Origin of the sequence: Mesorhizobium sophorae (assembly GCF_002270415.1) — a bacterium.
Taxonomy (GTDB): domain Bacteria; phylum Pseudomonadota; class Alphaproteobacteria; order Rhizobiales; family Rhizobiaceae; genus Mesorhizobium; species Mesorhizobium sophorae.
Window position 1 is genome coordinate 1524911 of record NZ_NNRI01000007.1, and the last position, 21011, is coordinate 1545921.

At 63.4% G+C, this 21011-nt stretch carries 18 protein-coding genes; 13 read left to right on the top strand and 5 right to left on the bottom strand.

Features of this window, described 5'->3' with window-relative positions; all coding sequences use genetic code 11:
* The first annotated feature begins 1 nt into the window (after position 1).
* The gene (locus tag CGZ66_RS11835) at positions 2 to 2185 is read left to right on the top strand and encodes a primosomal protein N' (protein WP_095084172.1); all 2184 of its coding nucleotides are present in this window, start codon (positions 2 to 4) and stop codon (positions 2183 to 2185) included.
* A gap of 11 nt (positions 2186 to 2196) precedes the next feature.
* Here the strand turns inward: CGZ66_RS11835 and CGZ66_RS11840 are convergent, their stop codons facing one another.
* Together CGZ66_RS11840 and CGZ66_RS11845 are read right to left on the bottom strand one after the other, a co-directional pair.
* Positions 2197 to 2652: a type II toxin-antitoxin system VapC family toxin gene (locus CGZ66_RS11840; RefSeq protein ID WP_095084173.1), complete on the bottom strand. Its 456-nt coding sequence runs from the start codon at positions 2650 to 2652 to the stop codon at positions 2197 to 2199.
* Entirely contained in the window at positions 2649 to 2891 is a 243-nt protein-coding gene (locus tag CGZ66_RS11845) for a type II toxin-antitoxin system Phd/YefM family antitoxin (RefSeq protein WP_095084174.1), read from the bottom strand. The genes CGZ66_RS11840 and CGZ66_RS11845 overlap by 4 nt, the downstream gene beginning before the upstream one ends.
* 65 nt (positions 2892 to 2956) lie before the next feature.
* On the opposite strand from CGZ66_RS11845, the gene CGZ66_RS11850 reads away from it, so the two are divergent.
* Positions 2957 to 3652: an aspartate/glutamate racemase family protein gene (locus CGZ66_RS11850; RefSeq protein WP_095084175.1), complete on the top strand. Its 696-nt coding sequence runs from the start codon at positions 2957 to 2959 to the stop codon at positions 3650 to 3652.
* A gap of 48 nt (positions 3653 to 3700) precedes the next feature.
* Here the strand turns inward: CGZ66_RS11850 and CGZ66_RS11855 are convergent, their stop codons facing one another.
* Positions 3701 to 6670: a hypothetical protein gene (locus tag CGZ66_RS11855; protein WP_206073699.1), complete on the bottom strand. Its 2970-nt coding sequence runs from the start codon at positions 6668 to 6670 to the stop codon at positions 3701 to 3703.
* 375 nt (positions 6671 to 7045) lie between these two features.
* Between CGZ66_RS11855 and CGZ66_RS11860 the strand changes: the two genes are divergently transcribed.
* The 6 genes from CGZ66_RS11860 to CGZ66_RS11885 all read left to right on the top strand — a co-directional run bounded on the left by CGZ66_RS11860 (position 7046) and on the right by CGZ66_RS11885 (position 12896).
* Positions 7046 to 7441 carry an AGROH133_08824 family phage infection protein gene (locus CGZ66_RS11860; RefSeq protein ID WP_095084176.1) on the top strand — a complete coding sequence of 132 codons (396 nt, stop codon included), beginning with the start codon at positions 7046 to 7048 and terminating at the stop codon, positions 7439 to 7441.
* Between the two features lie 246 nt (positions 7442 to 7687).
* Entirely contained in the window at positions 7688 to 8248 is a 561-nt protein-coding gene (locus CGZ66_RS11865) for a F0F1 ATP synthase subunit delta (RefSeq protein WP_095084177.1), read from the top strand.
* The gene (gene atpA, locus CGZ66_RS11870; RefSeq protein ID WP_095084178.1) at positions 8248 to 9777 is read left to right on the top strand and encodes a F0F1 ATP synthase subunit alpha; all 1530 of its coding nucleotides are present in this window, start codon (positions 8248 to 8250) and stop codon (positions 9775 to 9777) included. Before CGZ66_RS11865 ends, atpA begins: the two co-directional genes overlap by 1 nt.
* Positions 9778 to 9823: 46 nt before the next feature.
* Positions 9824 to 10708 carry a F0F1 ATP synthase subunit gamma gene (locus CGZ66_RS11875; RefSeq protein WP_095084179.1) on the top strand — a complete coding sequence of 295 codons (885 nt, stop codon included), beginning with the start codon at positions 9824 to 9826 and terminating at the stop codon, positions 10706 to 10708.
* A 70-nt stretch (positions 10709 to 10778) separates the two neighbouring features.
* Complete coding sequence (gene atpD, locus CGZ66_RS11880; protein WP_167392057.1) at positions 10779 to 12389, top strand: F0F1 ATP synthase subunit beta; 1611 nt, start codon at positions 10779 to 10781, stop codon at positions 12387 to 12389.
* 99 nt (positions 12390 to 12488) lie between these two features.
* Positions 12489 to 12896, top strand: coding sequence for a F0F1 ATP synthase subunit epsilon (locus tag CGZ66_RS11885; RefSeq protein ID WP_095084180.1), 408 nt, complete (start codon positions 12489 to 12491; stop codon positions 12894 to 12896).
* A 391-nt stretch (positions 12897 to 13287) separates the two neighbouring features.
* Here CGZ66_RS11885 and CGZ66_RS11890 read toward each other — a convergent pair whose 3' ends face one another.
* Positions 13288 to 14841 (bottom strand): mannitol dehydrogenase family protein, encoded by a 1554-nt coding sequence (locus CGZ66_RS11890; RefSeq protein WP_095084181.1) that lies wholly within the window; start codon positions 14839 to 14841, stop codon positions 13288 to 13290.
* A 96-nt stretch (positions 14842 to 14937) separates the two neighbouring features.
* Here CGZ66_RS11890 and uxaC point away from each other — a divergent pair, with 96 nt between their 5' ends.
* The 5 genes from uxaC (at position 14938) to CGZ66_RS11915 (ending at position 19271) form a co-directional block, all read left to right on the top strand.
* The gene (gene uxaC / locus CGZ66_RS11895; protein ID WP_167392058.1) at positions 14938 to 16398 is read left to right on the top strand and encodes a glucuronate isomerase; all 1461 of its coding nucleotides are present in this window, start codon (positions 14938 to 14940) and stop codon (positions 16396 to 16398) included.
* Between the two features lie 112 nt (positions 16399 to 16510).
* Complete coding sequence (locus tag CGZ66_RS11900; protein ID WP_095084182.1) at positions 16511 to 17287, top strand: FadR/GntR family transcriptional regulator; 777 nt, start codon at positions 16511 to 16513, stop codon at positions 17285 to 17287.
* A 22-nt stretch (positions 17288 to 17309) separates the two neighbouring features.
* Positions 17310 to 18161 carry a 5-dehydro-4-deoxy-D-glucuronate isomerase gene (kduI, locus tag CGZ66_RS11905; RefSeq protein WP_095084183.1) on the top strand — a complete coding sequence of 284 codons (852 nt, stop codon included), beginning with the start codon at positions 17310 to 17312 and terminating at the stop codon, positions 18159 to 18161.
* Positions 18158 to 18922 carry a 2-dehydro-3-deoxy-D-gluconate 5-dehydrogenase KduD gene (gene kduD / locus CGZ66_RS11910; RefSeq protein ID WP_095084184.1) on the top strand — a complete coding sequence of 255 codons (765 nt, stop codon included), beginning with the start codon at positions 18158 to 18160 and terminating at the stop codon, positions 18920 to 18922. The genes kduI and kduD overlap by 4 nt, the downstream gene beginning before the upstream one ends.
* A gap of 10 nt (positions 18923 to 18932) precedes the next feature.
* Entirely contained in the window at positions 18933 to 19271 is a 339-nt protein-coding gene (locus tag CGZ66_RS11915; protein ID WP_095084422.1) for a cupin domain-containing protein, read from the top strand.
* A gap of 315 nt (positions 19272 to 19586) precedes the next feature.
* On the opposite strand, the gene CGZ66_RS11920 is transcribed toward CGZ66_RS11915, so the two are convergent.
* Positions 19587 to 21008 (bottom strand): coniferyl aldehyde dehydrogenase, encoded by a 1422-nt coding sequence (locus CGZ66_RS11920; RefSeq protein ID WP_095084185.1) that lies wholly within the window; start codon positions 21006 to 21008, stop codon positions 19587 to 19589.
* Between the last annotated feature and the right edge of the window lie 3 nt (positions 21009 to 21011).

A 21011-nucleotide genomic window follows, 5' to 3' on the forward strand; every position in this document is an offset into this window, starting at 1 on the left:
CATGATCGAAGATTCGCCCTTTGTCGCAGCCGCACCCGTGCTGGTGCCGATGCCCGCCGAACGCCCCTACACCTATGCAGTGCCGGCCGGCATGCGCGTGGTGCCGGGCTCGATCGTGCGCGTGCCGCTTGGCCCGCGCCAGGTTGCCGGCATCGTGTGGGATGGCGTGGTCGAGACGGTCGACGCGAAAAAGCTGCGCCCGATCGAACAGGTTTTCGATTGCCCGCCGATCGACCGCGCAATGCGCCGCTTCGTCGACTGGGTGGCGCAGTACACGCTGTCGCCGCCCGGCATGGTGGCGCGCATGCTGCTCAGGGCGCCGGAAGCGTTCGACCCCGAACCATGGATCGAGGGGCTGCAGCGCACCCTCTTGACGCCCGACCGGATGACGGGTGCGAGAGAGCGCGTGCTGGAGACGGCCGAAGGCGGACTTGCCTGGACGCGCTCCGGCCTCGCACACGCGGCCGGCGTGTCGTCGACGGTGATCGACGGCCTGAGGGCGCAAGGCGTGTTCGAGACGGTGATGATCCCGCCACGCCCGGTGGTGGCCGCGCCCGACACCAGCTACGCGGTGCCAGAACTGATGCCGGACCAGAACGACGCGGCGCGGATGTTGCGCGCCAATGTCGCGGCTGGTGTGTTCAATGTAGCGCTGCTCGACGGCGTCACCGGGTCGGGCAAGACGGAAGTCTATTTCGAGGCGGTGGCAGCCGCCCTCGATCAGGGCAAGCAGGTGCTGATCCTGCTGCCGGAAATCGCGCTGACGCACGCCTTTCTCGATCGCTTCCAGCAGCGCTTCGGCGCCAAGCCGGGCGAATGGCATTCGGACCTGCCGCCGAGGATGCGTGAAAGGGTCTGGCGGCAAGTGGCGGAAGGCGGCGTGCGCGTCGTCGCCGGGGCGCGCTCGGCGCTGTTCCTGCCGTTCAGGGAGCTTGGCCTGATCGTCGTCGACGAGGAGCATGACCCCGCCTACAAGCAGGAGGACCGCGTCTTCTACAATGCCCGCGACATGGCTGTCGTGCGCGGCCATATCGGCAGCTTTCCGGTGGTGCTGGCGTCGGCGACGCCATCCGTCGAAAGCCGGGTCAATGCCAGCCAGGGCCGCTACAACAGGGCGGTGCTCACCGCCCGCTTTGCCGAGGCTGCTCTTCCGCATCTCAAGGCGGTCGACATGCGGCGGGCGCCGCCGGCACGTGGCAGCTTCCTGTCGCCGGTGTTGCTCGACCATATGCGCCAGACGCTGGGAAGGAAGGAGCAATCGCTGCTGTTCCTCAACCGGCGCGGCTATGCGCCGCTGACGCTGTGCCGGGTCTGCGGCCATCGCTTCGGCTGCCCGGTCTGTTCGGCCTGGCTGGTCGAGCACAGGTTTCGCGGCCAGCTGGTCTGCCATCATTGCGGGCACAATGAGCGCCGTCCCGAAGCCTGTCCGGAATGCGGTACGCTCGACCATCTGGTCGCTTGCGGACCAGGCGTCGAGCGCATCTCCGAAGAGGTCGTCGCGCATTTCCCGGACGCGCGCACCATCGTTTTGTCATCCGACCTGATGGGCGGCGTGCGGCGGCTGCGACTGGAGCTGGAAGCGATCGCCAATGGCGAGGCCGACATCGTCATCGGCACGCAACTCGTCGCCAAAGGCCACAACTTCCCCAACATGACGCTGGTCGGCGTGGTCGACGCCGACCTTGGGCTTGCCAATGGCGATCCGCGGGCGGCCGAGCGCACTTTTCAATTGCTCAGCCAGGTGACCGGCCGCGCCGGTCGAACCGGCAAGAAGAGCCTCGGCCTGCTGCAGACTTTCCAGCCCGACCATCCGGTGATGCGGGCGATCGTCTCCGGCGACGCCGAGGCCTTTTACGAGCGCGAGATCGCCGAGCGTGAACGGGCGGCCCTGCCGCCGTTCGGCCGGCTCGCCGGCGTCATCGTCAGCGCGGTGACGCGGGCCGAGGCCGAGGGCCATGCGCGCGGCCTGCGCCGTGCCGCGCCCGAGGCCAACGATCTGTTCGTGCTGGGTCCTGCGGAGGCGCCGCTGTCATTGCTTGGTGGCCGGCACCGCTTTCGCCTGCTGATCCAGGGTGAACGCCGCGCCGACATGCAAGGCTTCATCCGCGCCATGCTGGCCAATGGGCCGAAACAGCGCGGCTCGGTCAGGGTGCAGGTCGACATCGATCCGCAGAGCTTTTTGTAAGGATGCGATTGCTAGTCGGGGCCCGGCGGGTCTTTCAATATATTCCAGCACCAAACGCCGAGCGCTTCAAAATGCCTGACGTTTGCCGTAATCACAGTAAGGTCGTTAGTTGCCGCCGAGGCAGCGATCAGTGTGTCCGCCAGGCCCGGATTTTTCCCCTGTGCAGAGGCTGCTTCCTCCATTTGGCCCGCCCTTCGCGCTATATCGGCATTGACCCCTAGAATTTGATCTGCAAATCCTTCGATAGTGTCGTTCAGCCAAACGGTGAGACTCTCCGCGCGCTTTATGGCCCCAGCACGATCGAGTTTGCGTATGCCTTTCTCGATTTCGGTGATCGCTATAACTGGTATGAAGAGCGCTTGCTTTTCGCCTTGGGTTGCGATCCAGATGGAGACGTCTTTTGCAAGCGGCGGCCTTCCTGGAGCGAACGCGGATAAGATGGAAGTATCGATGAGATAGCCGCTCAAAGATCGATATCCCGCGACGGTGACTCGTTCCTTTCAAACTCGATCCCTCCTGGATAGGTCAGAAGAAACTCCCCGAAGTTTCGACGCTTGACTGGATAAAGCTTTTGCAAGTCCTCGACCGAAACAATAGCCGCTGCTGGCTTACCATGCTTTGTGATAATGGTGGGCTCGCCGCCCTCCGCGGCCTCGACGAGCGCCGAGAACCCTGCCTTAGCCTCTCGAACCTGCACCGTTTTCACAGCAAACCTCCTTGTGGTCTCATGTGGTCATAATATAGGAATTGCTGAGGAAAGGAACAGCCGCCATGAAAACCCTTGGCCTTCTGGGCGGCATGAGTTGGGAATCGACCGCCATCTATTACCGCCTGCTCAACGAGATCGTGCGCGAGCGGCTGGGTGGGCTGCATTCGGCGAAACTGCTGATGTGGTCGTTCGATTTTGCCGAGATCGCCGAGCGGCAACATCATGGCGACTGGGACGGCGCCGGCGTGCTTCTGGCTGACGCGGCACGCAAGCTCGAGGCGGGCGGCGCGGAGGGCCTGCTTCTGTGCACCAACACCATGCACAAATTGGCCGACCAGGTGCAGGCGTCGGTATCGATCCCGTTGATCCACATAGCCGACGCTACCGCAGTCGCCGTCAAGCGTGCCGGCATGCAGCGCCCGGCGCTGCTGGCGACGCGCTTCACCATGGAACAGGATTTCTACAAGGGCCGGCTCGCCGACAAACATGGGTTGCAGCTCATTGTGCCCGATGCCGCCGGCCGCGACATGGTGCATCGCGTCATCTACGAGGAACTGTGCCAGGGCGTCGTTACCGAAGCCTCGAAAGCGGCCTATATCGCCGAGACCGAACGCCTGCGTCGCGAAGAGGCCGCCGACAGCGTCATCATGGGCTGCACCGAGATCACCATGCTGATCGGCCAGCCGGACTTCGATATACCGGTCTTCGACACGACGCGCATCCATGCCGAGGCGGCGGTGGCCTTCATGCTGCCCTGAAGCAATTCGAGGGAAATCGCGCAGCGATTTCCCTTGGGAAGTCAGAGATCAGGGCTGGATGGCGACAGTGCCGCTGCCGACCACTTTCAGCTTCCATCCGTCTGCCTGCGTGCCAGCGAGATTGAGATGCCCGGCCAGGAAATACAGGCGATCGGTGTCGGGGCCCTTGGCGGTGCAGAATCGATCCTGCAGATAGGACGGAGGCGTCGCCTGGTAGTAAAGGTCCGCCTCGATGCTGGCAGGGTGTGCGCCCTTCGGCAAATCGGCAAGCGGTATCGAGTAGCTCAGCGTGTCGCTGCCGCCCGATACGTAGTCGGGATCGTCCTCGACGGCGGTCCCGCCGACATCGACGGCGAGCTCCTCGTCTGCCCCCAATGCCTTGGCGATTTCGAGCCGGCTTTCGACCGGGAGGAAGCCCGCCGGCAATATCCGGTTGTCCTTCACCTCCGTGCAGATCGACAGGAAGCTGGTCGTCAGTTCGCCTTCAGGCTTGGATTGCGCATTGCAGACCGGATTGGGTGTGTCGGCGGGCGGCGTGGAGACCAGTTCCTGATAGATCTGAACCTGATCCTGTCGCGTGATCTTCTGGTAGTGTGGCTGATGCGGCCGTTCGCCAGGATCGAGGCGGCCGGAACAATCATCCTTCCACCAGAGCTCGCCATCAAGCGGCTTGCCGTCGGCGCCGACGATCACACCGGCAGCATTTGTGCGACCGGAGACCCAAAGCTGCTCGCCATTCTGGTCGAGCACGCTGAAGGTGAGAAACGCACGCCGGAAACCCACTCCGGAGGGAAACTTGTGACCGGCCAGGTTCTTCACCGTCACCTTGGCATCGAGCGCGTCGGCGGTCATGGCAAGGTCGCTGACAGTTACGGTGGCGGTTGCCTGCGAGGCCTGGTCCAGCATCGCCTGCTCGGTGAGGACGAGAGGATCGAGAGCCTTCTTGCCCATCATCGGATCGCGCGTCCTGATGCCGAAAACTTCGGGAAACTGCTGCGCCATCTTGACCAGGAAGACGTTGAGACCGACGAGCGTGTGGCGGGCAAATCCCTCGCGAACCGAAAGATCCGGCGCGTTGCTGGACTCGGTCTGCGGGAAATTGAGATTTTCCTGGATGCTGGCGATCTTGCTCATCGTCGGCGATCCGTCCTGTTCCGTCGATGGCATGTGACAACCCTGACAGCTGCGCGGCGTGGCGCCGGCGCCCAGTGGAAGCGGGCCGTCCGGCGTGCTGCCGGTTCGATAGGCGCTGAACGCCCATTCCGGATAGGTCGTCTGCTCGTAGATATGCGCCAGGGTGTTGGTGCCCTGCAGAACCGGCAAATGAACCGTGTGGCACGTCCCGCAGACCTCGGAGCTCATGATCGTGGCGTCGTGGACTGGTTTGATGCCGAGTGCGGTATGCATCGGGCCGACTTCCGGTTTCTCGAAGGGGCCGATGAGCGTATCGGGCGAACCGACCATGAAGCTGCCGGTGAAGGTCTTGGCAAAGCCGGTCGCGTGAGGATTGAGCAGCGCCTGCCGCTCGTCCACACAGGCGTTCTGCGGCTGATCGCCGAGTGGTCCGCTGGCCTTGGTGTTGAGCACCATTCGGTGACAGGATGTGCAGGTGATGCCATCGCGGGCAAGCATGCCGTAATTGGCGTGCGCGGCACCCGGATTGTCGACCGGCCAGGGCGTCGCATCGACCATGTCGCGCGTGAACAATTCGCACTTGCCCGAGCGCGCCTTCTCGTCGATGTGAAACTGCCGTTCCCCGGCGATGCCGTGGCAGCCAAGGCAAGCGTCCTGCACCACACCGGACATTTTGGGGTGAAAGCTTTGCGTTTCGCTGGCGAGCTGCGCGAAGAATATCGGGTCGCGGCCTCCCAGCCCCATCGGCGAGGTTCGCCAGGTCGCCAGCGGAGACAGATTGATCAAGCCATCGCCATGTGGGTTTGGCCTGGTCATGTCGAACTGCAGCCCGGTGCTGCCGGCATCATGACAACCCAGGCACTGGCTCGAGGTCAGGAACGTATCGGACGCATCGGGACCCTTGGCCCCGACCCAGGTGTTGTCGTAGGTCTCGGAAGGCATTCGCGAGACGGTCTCATAGGTCGGCATCTCGCGGACGTAGGCCTGCAGCGCGGCGATCACGTCGGCGTTCGGACTGTAGAGCGGTTGGCCAAGACGCGGGTTGCCATCGGCCGGCAAAACGACGGTCTGGTGCAACGTATCTGCCGGCGCTCCCTTGAAGAAATCCTGTGCGAGATAGTTGAGCGGCTTGTCCGGCTCACCCGCGATGTTCTTGGGAGAAGCGAAGGTCAGATTGTCGGCCGCCGAGGCATGGCAGTTCATGCAGTACTGGGCGAAACCCATGTTGGGCAGGCTGTTGTTGTCGGCCGGCAGGGCTGGCCAATCCGGTGTCCAGCCGCTCTGGCTGCCAAAACCATACCAGCCCCAGAACCAGCCATCGTAAGAGGCGCTGGCATCGCGGATCATGATCGCGGCGCCGCTGGTTGGAAAAAGTTTGAGAGGATCGACTGTCCGGCAATCCGACGCCGGCTCCGAAAACATCTCCTTGACCATGATGGCACCGTCGGGAACCGGCGGCGGATGATCGACCTCGCCTTCGGCGGAGCGATTCTTGCGAAGCCAGTCCGTCATCTCCAGCGAATACCAGATCATGACAGGCGCATGGGTTCCGAAATCCTTGCCCTGCCAGGCGCCGTTGACCAAGGTCGCGATGCGGGGTCCGGCCTGGCGCACATATTTGTCGTGCACCCATCCGGCAGCTTCGTTGCGATAACAGTAACTGCCGAGATACTGGTTGAGCTTGTTCTCGTAGTCGCCCAGGGGCAGCGCCGACGGCTTCTTGATCGTGGCCTCGAGCTGCTGGCAGAGCAAGGGATCGGCGGGAGCCATGGCCGTCGGCCGTTCGGCGATACAGTCCGCGCGTGCACCCTGCGCGATCCCGACAAGGGCGGCCGCTGCGATCCAGATGCTGGCCAGATGCAATGTCCGACAAAGATCCGGCATGATCGTCTCCGAATTTCGAGATCCTGCCTGCCGCACTCCCGTCCGCGCAGATTTCACAGGTGATCGCACAACATGTGAAGTTGCTAAAATAAACAAGAAGTCGACGAAAGCAACATTCGAAGCATAATACTTGCGTTACGCCGCGGCAAGACAGCGATCTATACTATCGAAGAAATTGTCCGCGTATCTCTTGTCCAAGGAATTGTTTCCCTGCCAACCGAATCGGCTGCCAAGTCGCGGCTTCCAAGCGTGAAGCTCCTATCAGGCGACGGCATTCCAGGGCGGCCTTGCCGAACCCCGCCTTTCCGGCTGTGCGCTTGACTTCCGCCATCGGCGACATTCAATGCATCTAGAATTGCGTGAGGGGGAAGCAAGATGGATTTTGCGTTTCCATGGCCGATGAGCCAGGGTGAATGGCTGGCGTGGTCGAGCGCCGTCGTCACCACGTTGCTCGGCCTTTTGTTTTTTCTGGCGCCCAGCCTGGCCTTTCGTATCCTGCGTTTGCAGGTCAAGCCCGAGAAGGTGGCGGCGATCGCCGAGGGGCGCGGCAGGATGTCGGGCTTCTATCTCGGCGTCGGCCTGTGCTGCATCCTGCTGGCGCAGCCGTTGATCTACATGACGCTTGGCTTCTCCTGGCTGTTCACCGCCTTCGGCCGACTGCTGTCGATGATGTCGGATGGCGCCAATACGCCTTTCAATTGGGTGTCTATTGTGGTGGAATTGGCATTGGCGGCGTTGCCGCTCGCCTTTGCCTTCGGCTTTCTGCCTTGAATCCCTGGGGTTTCCGGGGCGCAAGGCGGGACTCTTTTGCTGGATGCGACAATAGTGCCTGAAAACCATGCGGAACGACGCATTGCGGTCTTAAAATGCCTGTGCTAGACGGCAATCGACTTTCGGCCGGGGATAGCGGAAGCCGCGTCTCCGTGCTTGGAAAAATGCAGTAAGGTCAAAGATTTAGCCAGAGTTTTTGCTCGCGCCAACAATCTACGGCCTGTCAGACAAGAGAAAAGACGGTCCGTGGCCCAATCGTCATCGCCAATCTCAGGTGTCGCAGAACGCTATGCGGGTTCGCTGTTCGAACTCGCCCTGCAGGCAAATTCGGTCGCCAAGGTCGAGGCAGACCTCAACAGTTTCGAGGCGATGCTCGCGGGCAGTGCCGACCTTACCCGGCTGATCAACAGCCCGGTGTTTTCCAGCGAGGACCAGGCCAAGGCCATCGCGGCGATCGCCGACAAGGCAGGGATCACCGGCCTCACCGGCAATTTCCTGCGCGTCGTGGCCCGTAACCGCCGTCTGTTCGCCATCCCCGGCATGATCAAGGCGTTCCGCCAGATCGCCGCCGAACACCGTGGCGAGACCGCTGCTGAAGTGACGTCGGCGCACGAGTTGACCGATGCCCAGCAGAACGAACTCAAGGCGGCGCTGAAGGGCGTTGCCGGCAAGGACGTGGCCATCTCAATCACCGTCGATCCGTCGCTGCTCGGCGGGCTGGTGGTCAAGATGGGCTCGCGCCAGATCGATACGTCGCTCAAAACCAAACTCAACTCGCTCAAGCTTGCACTGAAAGAGGTCGGCTGATGGACATCCGCGCCGCGGAAATTTCCGCAATTCTGAAAGACCAGATCAAGAATTTCGGCAAGGAGGCCGAGGTCTCCGAAGTTGGACAGGTGCTGTCCGTCGGTGACGGTATCGCCCGCGTCTACGGCCTCGACAATGTCCAGGCCGGCGAAATGGTCGAATTCCCCGGCGGCACTCGCGGCATGGCGCTCAACCTCGAAGCCGACAATGTCGGCGTCGTCATCTTCGGCGCCGACCGCGACATCAAGGAAGGCGACATCGTAAAGCGCACCGGCGCCATCGTCGACGTTCCGGTCGGTCCGGGTCTGCTCGGCCGCGTCGTCGACGCGCTCGGCAATCCGATCGACGGCAAGGGCCCGATCAAGGCAGTCGAGCGCAAACGCGTCGACGTCAAGGCGCCCGGCATCATCCCGCGCAAATCGGTGAACGAGCCGATGTCGACCGGCCTCAAGGCCATCGATGCACTGATCCCGGTCGGCCGCGGCCAGCGCGAGCTGGTCATCGGCGACCGCCAGACCGGCAAGACCGCCATCATCCTCGACACGATGCTCAACCAGAAGTCGGTGCACGACAACGGCCCCGAGAAGGAAAAGCTCTACTGCGTCTACGTCGCCGTCGGCCAGAAGCGCTCGACCGTGGCGCAGTTCGTCAAGGTGCTGGAAGAGCGCGGCGCGCTCGAATATTCGATCATCATCGCCGCCACCGCGTCCGACCCGGCGCCGATGCAGTATCTGGCGCCGTTCGCCGGCTGCACCATGGGCGAGTATTTCCGCGACAACGGCATGCATGCGCTGATCAGCTATGACGATCTGTCGAAGCAGGCCGTCGCCTACCGCCAGATGTCGCTGTTGCTGCGCCGCCCGCCGGGCCGCGAAGCCTATCCGGGCGACGTCTTCTACCTGCACTCGCGCCTGCTCGAGCGCGCCGCCAAGCTCAACGACGATCTGGGCGGTGGGTCGCTGACCGCCCTGCCGATCATCGAGACGCAGGCCAACGACGTGTCGGCCTATATCCCGACCAACGTGATCTCGATCACCGACGGCCAGATCTTCCTCGAAACCAACCTGTTCTTCCAGGGCATCCGTCCGGCCGTCAACGTCGGCCTGTCGGTGTCGCGCGTCGGCTCGGCCGCGCAGATCAAGGCGATGAAGCAGGTTGCCGGCTCGATCAAGGGCGAGCTCGCGCAGTACCGCGAAATGGCGGCGTTCGCGCAGTTCGGCTCCGATCTCGACGCCGCCACGCAGCGCCTGCTCAACCGCGGATCGCGCCTGACCGAACTCCTGAAGCAGCCGCAGTTCTCGCCGCTGAAGACGGAAGAGCAGGTCGCGGTGATCTTCGCCGGCGTCAACGGCTATCTCGACAAGCTGCCGGTCAACCAGGTCGGTAAGTTCGAGCATGGCCTGCTCAGCCACATGCGTGCGGCGGGCAAGGACGTGCTCGAGGCCATCCGCAAGGAAAAGGCGCTGTCGGACGATCTGCGCGCCAAGCTGAAGGCCGAGATCGACGCTTTCGCCAAGACCTTCGCCTGAGCGAAGCGCCAGTCGGGATGAGACAAGACGGGATCAGGTTTGAAGCATGCCTTCATTAAAAGACCTTCGTAACCGTATCGCCTCGGTCAAGGCGACGCAGAAGATCACCAAGGCGATGCAGATGGTCGCCGCGGCGAAGCTGCGCCGTGCGCAAGAGGCTGCCGAAGCGGCGCGCCCCTATTCGGAGCGCATGGGTTCCGTGCTGGCCAACATCACCCAGGCAATCGGCGGCGGCGGCGATGCCCCGGCGCTGATGACCGGCACCGGCAAGGACGACGTGCATTTGCTCGTCGTCTGCAGCGCTGAGCGCGGCCTGTGCGGCGGCTTCAATTCGCAGATCGCCCGCCTTGCCCGCGACCATATCCGCAAGCTTTTGGCCGACGGCAAGCAGGTCAAGATCATCTGCGTCGGCAAGAAGGGTTTCGATATCCTGCGCCGCGACTATGCGTCGATGATTCTCGATCGTGTCGATCTGCGCGAGGTCAAGACGCTCGGCTTCGTCAATGCCGACGCGATCGCCAAGAAAGTCATCCACCTCTTCAACGAGGGCGGCTTCGACATCTGCACTCTGTTCTATTCGCAGTTCAAGTCGGTGATCAGCCAGATCCCGACCGCGCAGCAGATCATTCCATCCGGTATCGCTTCGGCTCCGGCCGAGGCGGTGGATGGCGGCAGCGCCGTCTATGAATACGAACCGGAGCCGGGCGAAATCCTCTCCGACCTCATTCCGCGCAACATCTCGGTGCAGGTTTTCCGGGCGCTGCTCGAAAACGCGGCCGGCGAAATGGGCGCCAAGATGAGCGCCATGGACAATGCGACGCGCAATGCCGGCGAGATGATCAACAAGCTGTCGATCACCTACAACCGCCAGCGGCAGGCGCAGATCACCAAGGAACTGATCGAAATCATTTCGGGCGCCGAGGCGCTCTAGGCGCGGTTTGCGGGTCATCGACCCGCGAGCGGACCGCGTGAGAAACAAAGGACGAAAAAGGGTAAAGACGATGGCGAAAGCAGCGACCCCCCAGAAGGTAACACCCAAGACGGCAGCCCCCAAGGCCGCAGCCGCGAAGACCGCAGCCCCCGCGAAGGCGGCAAAGGCTCCGGCAGCAGCCGCGAAGGCAGCTCCGGCCAAGACGGCATCAGCACCGGCCAAGGCCGCAGCGACCAAGACATCCGCAGTGGCCACCAAGGCAACCGGCGTTGTCGGCAAGGTCCGCCAGGTCATCGGCGCCGTTGTCGACGTGCAGTTCGGCGATCACCTGCCGGCGATCCTGAACGCGCTCGAGACGACCAATGTCGGCAACCGCCTGGTGCTCGAAGTGGCCCAGCATCTGGGTGAAAACACCGTGCGCTGTATCGCCATGGACTCGACCGAAGGTCTGGTGCGCGGCCAGGAAGTGCGCGACACCGGCGCGCCGATCACCGTTCCGGTCGGCCCGGGCATGCTCGGCCGCATCATCAACGTCATCGGCGAGCCGGTCGATGAAGAAGGCCCGGTCGACGGGATCGAAATGCGCTCCATCCACCAGCCGGCTCCGACCTATGTCGAGCAGTCGACGGAAGCACAGATCCTGATCACCGGCATCAAGGTGCTCGACCTCCTGGCTCCCTACGCCAAGGGCGGCAAGATCGGCCTGTTCGGCGGCGCCGGCGTCGGCAAGACCGTGCTGATCCAGGAGCTGATCAACAACATCGCCAAGGCGCATGGTGGCTACTCGGTGTTCGCCGGCGTCGGCGAGCGCACTCGCGAAGGCAACGATCTCTATCACGAGTTCATCGAGTCTGGCGTCAACAAGAAGGGCGGCGGTGAAGGCTCCAAGGCCGCTTTGGTGTATGGCCAGATGAACGAACCGCCGGGCGCCCGCGCCCGCGTCGGCCTGACCGGCCTGACGGTTGCGGAATATTTCCGCGACCAGGGCCAGGACGTGCTGTTCTTCGTCGACAACATCTTCCGCTTCACGCAGGCGGGTTCGGAAGTGTCGGCTCTGCTCGGCCGTATCCCGTCGGCCGTGGGCTATCAGCCGACGCTCGCCACCGACATGGGCGCGTTGCAGGAACGCATCACCACCACCACCAAGGGCTCGATCACATCGGTGCAGGCGATCTACGTGCCCGCCGACGACTTGACCGACCCGGCGCCGGCGACCTCGTTCGCCCACCTCGACGCGACCACGACGCTCAACCGCGCCATCGCCGAAAAGGGCATCTACCCGGCCGTCGATCCGCTGGATTCGACTTCGCGCATGCTCGATCCGCTGGTCGTCGGTGACGAGCACTATGCCGTCGCGCGCCAGGTGCAGTCGATCCTTCAGCGCTACAAGTCGCTGCAGGACATCATCGCCATCCTGGGCATGGACGAGCTGTCGGAAGAGGACAAGCAGACGGTGGCACGCGCCCGCAAGATCGAGCGCTTCCTGTCGCAGCCCTTCTTCGTCGCCGAAGTGTTCACCGGCTCGCCTGGCAAGCTGGTCGACCTGGCCGACACCATCAAGGGCTTCAAGGGTCTCTGCAACGGCGACTATGACCACCTCCCGGAAGCCGCCTTCTACATGGTCGGCGGCATCGAGGAAGCGGTTGAGAAGGCACAGCGCCTGGCGGCCGAAGCGGCATAAGAAGCGAATAGCGAATAGGGAGTAGCGAATAGGGGCTTATGAGACGAGCGAGTTTCTTCACTACTCGCTACTCACTATTCCCCGTTTGCTAGATTGATCATGGCCGAAGCTTTCAAGTTCGAACTGGTCTCGCCGGAGCGCCTGCTTGTTTCCGAGCAGGTCGAATCCGTCGTCATTCCAGCTGCAGAAGGCGAGATGACCGTGATGGCGCATCACGCGCCGGTCATGACCACGATCAAGCCGGGTGTGGTCACTGTTAAGACCGCGTCGGGCGAGGAAGAGCGTTATGTCGTGTTCGGCGGCTTCGCCGACATCGTTCCGGCTGGCTGCACGCTGTTGGCGGAGTCGGCTGTGGCGGTGAATGATGTCGACCGCGCCGATCTCGCCCGCCGCATCCAGGAAGCCAAGGAAGACGCCGCCGACGCCAAGGACGACGAGGCCCGCAGCAAGGCCGAACAGTTCCTTAGCCAGCTTACGACGCTGGAAGGCGCCATCCTGCCGGCCTAAAATTCGCTTCAGATGAGTGAAAAGCGGGGCCTTGCCTCGCTTTTTTGTTTGGCGGACAGTCCGGCTGCCTTGGGTATGGGGGGTGGCCGATGACGGAAGAAACAGCTGCGCGAGAAACAGCTTCGCGATCCCGCTGGTCGACCGCTTTGGTATCCGCCTTTGGCGGTCCGTTCGGTGGGTTCCTCTGGATCGGCAGCGGCAGACTGGCGGCTGCCAGCCTGGTGGTGGTCAGTGCCATCAGCTTGGCGCCTATCTACATCGGCTTTCCGGTGTTTCCGGGCGTCGATCTGGCTTGGCTGGCCAATCTTTCAGGTATCGCTTCGATGATCGTGTGGGTGGCGCTCGTCCTGCCTTTGCGTCGCGATCTGAGCCGTATCGGGTCCCGCCTCGACTATTCACTTCCTATTCCCAACGCGGCGAAGGCCAGTGTCGGACCATCCCGTCGCAGGTGCACGAGATGGACAGCCACGAGTTCAATCAGCGTCTGACGCTCGGCGTGGTCGCTGGCGAAGCCGGCGAGGTCGAACACCGCCGTCACGGTCTCATTCGCCGGTAGCTGCTGGCTCAAAAGCGCCGTTAATGCCGCATCGAGTGGGTCGGTGAAATGGCCCTCCGGCAAGGTCTTTCCCCGCGCTGCGCAGGCGGCGATCCAGGCGGCGACCACCAGCGTGAGATGGACCAATTCGGTGCCGGCTTCCAAGCACTCCAAGGCCGATGCGACGATGCGTTGCGGCAGCTTCTGGCTGCCGTCATTGGCGATCTGCGCCGTACGGTGGGCAAGAGCGGTGTTCGAAAAACGCTCGGTAAGCTCGGCGGTATAGGCTGATGTATCGAGGCCGGCATCCTCCGGCAGCGTTGAAATGGCTTCGGCCCACAATGCGTCGACGAACTGCCGGATTGCCGGGTCGGCGAAGGCGCGGTCGACGGTGGCATGACCGCTGAGCAGGCCGAGATAAGCGATGCCCGAATGCGCGCCGTTGAGCAGCCTGAGCTTCATGTCCTCGAAGGGGCCGACATCGCTGACCATGGTGACGCCGAACCGTTCCCAGGCTGGCCGGCCCTCCGGAAAATTGTCCTCGATCACCCATTGGCAGAACGGCTCGGTCATGACCGGCCAGGCGTCCTCGACGCCGAGTTCGGCAGCAATCCGCGCCCGGTCGGCGTCGGTGGTGGCGGGCACGATGCGATCGACCATGCTGGAGGGAAAAGTGACCTGGTCCGCGATGTGGCTGGCGAGCCCGGCATTGCCCCTGGGGGCGAGCGCGGAATCGCCTGATTGGGCGAGCCTGGCATCGCGCAATTCGGCGAATGCGATCAGCAGCCGGTGCAGCGTCGCACCATTGGCCGGCAGGTTGTCGCAGCAGAGCACGGTGAAGGGCGGCGTGCCGGCGGCGCGTCGCCGCGCAAGCGCCTCGGCGAGAAAACCATGCGCTGTCTTCGGCATTTGCGGATTTGCCAGATCGTGGACGATATCGGGATGAGCGATGTCCAGCCCGCCGCCGGCGGCCCTGAGATAGGCCTTTTCGGTGATCGTCAACGTCACGATGCGGGTGCGCGGATCGGTCAGCGCGGCCAGCACCGCGCCCGGGTCCTCCGGCGCCACCAGCATCGACGCGATGGAGCCGATGACGCGAAGCTTTTCCTCGCCGCTGCTCCTGATCGCCAGCGTGTAGAGCCCGTCCTGCGGCGAGAGCGCATCGCGTGTGTCGGCGCTGCGCAGTGAAACGCCGACGATACCCCAACTCGTGTCTCCTGCAGCCAGGCAGTCGTCGACATAGGCTGCCTGATGGGCGCGATGGAAGGCGCCGACGCCGAGATGCACGATACCGGGGACGACGAGGCTGCGATCATACGAAGGAGTCGCGGCCGACGCCGGCAAAGTATGTGCCGTCATCGCGGAAAGGCGCCTGGTTGGCGTGGCGCGGCTAGTCTGGTTGGACGGCATGAGATCGCCTCTGAGATGGGTCGGCAAGCGACGTAACATCCGATTTCTTGCCACACAATGGCAGGAAAAGTCATCATACAACAATCCAATTTTTGTATGTTGACATTATTTCTTGCCGACCCTACCGATATCGGCCCTGGGAGGATCGTCGTGGCACTGACCAATGCGGATTTGCTGTTTCCCGCCGACGCGAATTCGCGCTCCATCGCCCGCGATCTCTATGCCGGGATCAAGGACCTGCCTATCGTCAGCCCGCATGGTCACACCGATCCGCGCTGGTATGCGCTGAACAAGCCGTTCCCGGATCCGGCGCAATTGCTCATCGTGCCCGACCATTACATCTTCCGCATGCTGTTCAGCCAGGGCGTTCGCCTCGAGGATCTCGGCGTGGCGACCTTGGACGGCGCGCCGGTGGAGACCGATGGCAGGGCGATCTGGCGGCGTTTTGCCGAGAACTATTTCCTCTTCCGAGGCACGCCGACCCGGCTGTGGTTCGACCATGTGCTGGCGCACCTGTTCGGTATCGACGAACCGCTGAACGCGGCGACTGCCGACCGTCACTACGACACCATCGCGACGGTGCTGCAATGGGAGAATTTCCGCCCGCGCGCGCTGTTCGAGCGCTTCAACATCGAGGTCATCACAACGACGGAAGGCGCGCTCGACGATCTCAAATGGCACCAGATGATCCGCGACAGCGGCTGGGATGGCAAGGTCGTCACCGCCTATCGGCCGGACGCCGTCGTCGATCCGGACTTCGAGGGGTTTTCGGCCAATCTCGACAAGCTCGGCGAAATCACCGGCTGCGACACCGGCAACTGGGCCGGCTATCTCGATGCCCACCGTCAGCGGCGTGCCTTCTTCAAAAGCTTCGGGGCGACCTCGTCCGATCACGGCCATCCGACAGCCGAGACCGCCAATCTCTCCGATGCGGCGGCCGAGGAACTGTTCAACCGTGTGCGCCAGGGTTCAGACGATGAACGCGAAAAGCGGCTGTTCCGTGCCCAGATGCTGACCGAAATGGCCAAGATGAGCCGGGATGACGGGCTTGTGCTGCAGATCCATCCCGGTTCATGGCGCAATCATTCGCCTTCTATTTTCCAGAAGTTCGGCCGCGACAAGGGTTTCGATATCCCGACAAGGACCGACTATGTGACGGCGCTGAAGCCGCTGCTCGATTGCGTCGGCCTGGAACCGGACCTGACGATCATTCTCTTCACGCTCGACGAGACCAGCTATGCGCGCGAACTGGCGCCGCTCGCCGGCACCTATTCGGCGCTGAAGCTCGGGCCGGCCTGGTGGTTCCACGACAGCCCGGAAGGCATGCGCCGCTTCCGCGAGATGACCACCGAAACGGCCGGTTTCTACAACACCGTCGGCTTCAACGACGACACCCGCGCCTTTCCATCCATACCGGCGCGCCATGATGTGGCGCGGCGGGTCGACTGCGCGTTCCTGGCGCGTCTCGTCGCCGAGCACCGGCTGCGCGAGGACGAGGCGCACGAGCTGGCGCGGGACCTTGCCTACACGCTTGCCAAGAGGGCGTACCGGCTCTGAACCGGGGAGAAGCGATGCGCTCGATCTGGCGCGAGCCTTATGGTTCTCGGGCTTGTGACCTATATTCAGGCCATCTCGCTTTGGTTGCCGGCGTGTTCAAATAGGGGGCGACATGGCATCGGATACCGCAACCGACCTCAGGGTCGAGCGAAAACCAAAGCTGTCGGAGACCGTCGTCGCGGCGATCCGCAAGCAGCTGCAGGCGGGCGAGATCCTGCCGGGCCACAAATTGCCGACCGAAGGCCAGTTGACCGAGACCTTCGGCGTCAGCCGCACCGTCATCCGCGAAGCCCTGGCCAAGCTTGCCGCCGACGGCCTAGTCGAGCCGCGCCAGGGCGCCGGCGTCTTCGTCACCGAGCACATCTCCACGATGTTCGGCGCGCTGGCCGCCGACATGGGCAGCAAGGATTCGATCGCGCTCAACGTGCTCGAGGTGCGCCTGGCGATCGAGATCGAATCGGCCGGTCTCGCCGCCATCCGCCGCAACGCCGCGCAGGAGGCGGCGATCCAGGAAGCCTTCTTCGAGTTCGAACGGCTGCTGCTTGCCAGCGAGCCGACCGGCCCGGCCGACCTCGCCTTCCACCGGGCGATCGCCAGCGCCACCAACAATCCCTTCTATGTCGAGATGCTCGAAGTGCTCGGCCGGCGCGCCATTCCGTGTGACGTGACCTCGCCCTGGTCGACCGAGCTGGTGCAATCCGACACATATCAGCGCGGGCTGCAGCGCGAGCATCTGGTGATCCTCAACGCGATCACATCAGGCGACGCCGAAGCCGCGCGCGAGGCGATGCGTGCGCACCTCAGCGCCAGCCAGCAGCGCTACCGCGAGCGGCTGCATGCAAGGCAGGCTTTCTATGCCAGTTCGGTCAAGGGCGCTGCCGGCGAATGACCCATCTCAAGTCAGGACTGCAATGAGCCAGAGCCATACCGACTACACATCGCGCTTCGCCATCGATCCTGTTGCCGCCGCGGCGATGGGAACCGACGAACTGCGGCACAATTTTCACATCGACGATCTGTTCCAGCCCGGCCGTATCACCCTGACCTACACCCACTACGATCGCATGATCGTCGGCGGCGCCGTGCCGACTGAGGCACCGCTTCAGTTGGAGGCGATCAAGCCGACCGGGACCAAGGATTTTCTCGACCGCCGCGAGCTCATCGCCGTCAACATCGGTGGCGCCGGTGTCGTCACGGCCAGCGGCCAACCTCATGAATTGCAGGCGCGCGACATGCTCTATCTCGGCATGGGCAGCAAGGATGTGTCGTTCGCCTCGGCTGATAAAGCCGCGCCGGCCAAGTTCTACCTGCTCAGCGCGCCGGCGCATCAGGCCTGGCCGAGCCGGCTTATCCGCATCGGTGACGCCAAGCGTCTCGACCTCGGCAGCAAGGATAGCTGCAATGAGCGCTCGATCTTCCAGTTCATCCATGCCGAGGGTGCAAAAACCTGCCAGCTGGTGGTTGGCATGACCCAGCTGGCGCCGGGCTCGGTGTGGAACACCATGCCGTGCCATGTGCATGACCGGCGCATGGAAGCCTATCTCTATTTTGACCTGGCCGAGACGGCGCGCGTTTTCCACTTCATGGGCGAGCCGGACGAGACGCGTCATATCGTCATGGGCAACGAGGAGGCGGTGCTGTCGCCGGGCTGGTCGATCCACTCTGGCGCCGGCACTTCGAACTACGCCTTCATCTGGGCGATGGCCGGCGACAATGTCGACTATAGCGATGTCGACCCGGTGGCATTGGACGACTTGCGGTGAGCGACCTTTCCGCCTTCAGCCTGGCCGGCAAACGCATTCTCGTCACCGGCGCCAACACCGGCATCGGTCAAGGCATAGCCGTCTCGATCGCGCGTGCCGGCGGTGCGGTGATCGGCGCCGGGCGCTCGTCGATGGACGACACGGCAAGCAGGGTTGCCTCAGTCGGTGGGCAATTCGAGGCGGTAAGCGCCGACCTTGCCGACACGGCAGCCGCCGGTCCGATGCTGGACCGGATCTGGGACGAAAGCGGCCCGCTCGACGGGCTGGTCAACAATGCCGGTATCATCCGGCGCGCCGATGCCGTCGATTTGAGCGAAACCGACTGGGACGACGTCATGGACGTCAATTTGAAGACGGCCTTCCTGCTCTGCCAATCCTTCGCCAGGCGCGTGCTTGGCGAAGGACGCCAGGGCAAGATCGTCAACATCGCTTCGGTGCTGAGTTTTCAGGGCGGCATCCGCGTCGCGTCCTACACCGCCTCGAAACACGGCGTGCTCGGCATCACCAGGCTGCTCGCCTGCGAATGGGCGGCAAAAGGCATCAACGTCAACGCCATCGCGCCCGGCTATATCGAGACAAACAATACGCAGGCGCTGCGTGCCGATCCCGACCGCAGTGCCGCTATCCTGGCGCGTATCCCTGCCGGGCGCTGGGGCGTAGCGGAAGACATTGGCGACGCCGCCGTCTTCCTTTTGGCACCGGCGTCGAACTACATGCATGGCGCGGTGGTGCCGGTGGATGGCGGCTGGCTGGCGCGATAGGGAGATGACGATGGCTGAGCCGAAGATTTTCGCGCATGCCGGCGAGGGTGGCTGGACGGCGACGCCGGATGGCAACAGGCGGCGCGTTCTGCTGCACACCGATGAACTGATGATGGTCGAATTCGGTTTCTACAAAGGTGGCGTCGGTGCCCTGCATTCGCACCCGCATGTCCAGGCGAGCTATGTCGCGGAGGGCCGCTTCGAGGTGACCATCGACGGGCGGACCGAAATCATCGCGGCCGGTGGCAGCTTCATCGTGCCGTCCAATCTGGTGCACGGCGTCAAGGCGCTGGAGGCGGGGCGGTTGGTCGACAGTTTCACGCCGCACCGGGCCGATTTTCTCGCCTAGACCACGACTTGCTTAGCCAAGGCTGGGAGATCGAGCGCGGGGAATGACCCGCGCCCCAAAGAGGCGCGGGTTGTTGCCTGGGCGCTTTTGGCGCCGCGGTACTCAAGACATGACCGCAGGATGTGGAGCCTGCCGTATCATCGTGAACATAGGTTTAACGCGCCGTACAACCGATGGCTGTCCCAGAGCGGTTCATCATTTCACGGAAACGGAGAACCACTCTATCTCTTTGTTTTGACGCAATTCCCTGAGGGAAAGCGCGTACGCGCTTTTCCCGGGAAAACCGTTTCACACTTTTCCTGGAATTACTCTAGGTCAGGTGATGTGCCGGAGCAGGCTGAAAATCCGCTCGAACGTCTTGCCATAGGGCGGACGCAGCAAGCCTCCCGCGCTCAGCCTCGACTGCAGGAAAACCGGCTTCTGCTTGCTGAAGGTGCGGAAACCCCATTCGCCGTGATAGGCGCCCATGCCGCTGGCGCCGACGCCGCCGAAGGGCTGGTTCTCCTGCACCAGATGCAGCATGCAGTCGTTTATGGTGACGCCGCCGGCGACCGTCTCGTGCAGGATGCGTTGACGGTTGCCGCTGTCGCGCCCGAACCAGTAGAGCGCCAGCGGCCGGTCCGCGCGGTTCACATGGTCGATCGCCTCGTCTATCCCCGCATACTCGACGATCGGCAGCACCGGCCCGAAAATCTCCTCGCGCATCAGCCGCAGGTTCGGGCCGGCATTGCGGACCAGGGTCGGCAGCAACTTCCGGCTGGCAGTGCCGAGTTCCTCGCCGGCCGGGTTGATTTCGACGACATCGGCGCCGGTATCGCGGGCCTCAGTGATCATCTCGCGCAGGCGCTGGTGGTGCCGGTCACTGATGATGGCGGTATAGTCGGGATTGTCGCGCAAGGTCGGGTAGAGCCGCGCTATTGCCGTCGCGAGCTTCGCGGCGACGGTGCCTGCCTGCCCTTGCGGCACCAGCAGATAGTCCGGCGCGATACAGGTCTGCCCGGCATTCAACAGCTTGCCATAGGCGACGCTGGCTGCCGCCGCATCGAGGTCGCAGGACGGATCGAAGATCGCCGGCGACTTGCCGCCGAGTTCGAGCGTAACCGGGGTCAGGTTGGCGGCGGCGGCGATCGCAACCTGGCGGCCGACCGCGGTCGAACCGGTGAACAGCAGATGATCGAAAGGCATCGACACGAAAGCCTTTCCCATCTCCGCATCGCCGGTGATGACGCTGAGCTCATCGGGTGCGAAATGCTGGCCGGCCAGTTGCGCCAGCAACGCCGAAAAAGCCGGAGTCAGTTCGGACGGCTTGACGAGCACGCGATTGCCAGCGGCAAGTGCCGCGGTTACCGGTGCGACGGCAAGCTGGAAGGGATAGTTCCAGGGCGAGACGATTCCGACGACACCCAGCGGCTGCGCGACGAGGCGGTTTCTGCCGGGCACGAACGGCATGGTGGTGGCAACGCGACGCTCGCGCATCCAGCTCTTCAGATGAGACAGCGCGTGGCGGATGCCGGCGCGCACGACAAACAGTTCCGCAAGGCGCGTCTCGTGCGCGGAGCGGCCACCAAAGTCGGCGTCGATCGCGGCGCAGATATCGGCCTCATGTCGCTCAGTCAGCGCCAGCAGTCGCTTCAGGCGGTCCTTGCGGACGCCAATGTCCGGGAAAGGCTGCGTCTCGAAGGCGGTACGCCGCAGCTGAAACCGCTCGCCGAGAGCATCTTGTCTGGTCTGCAGCATAGA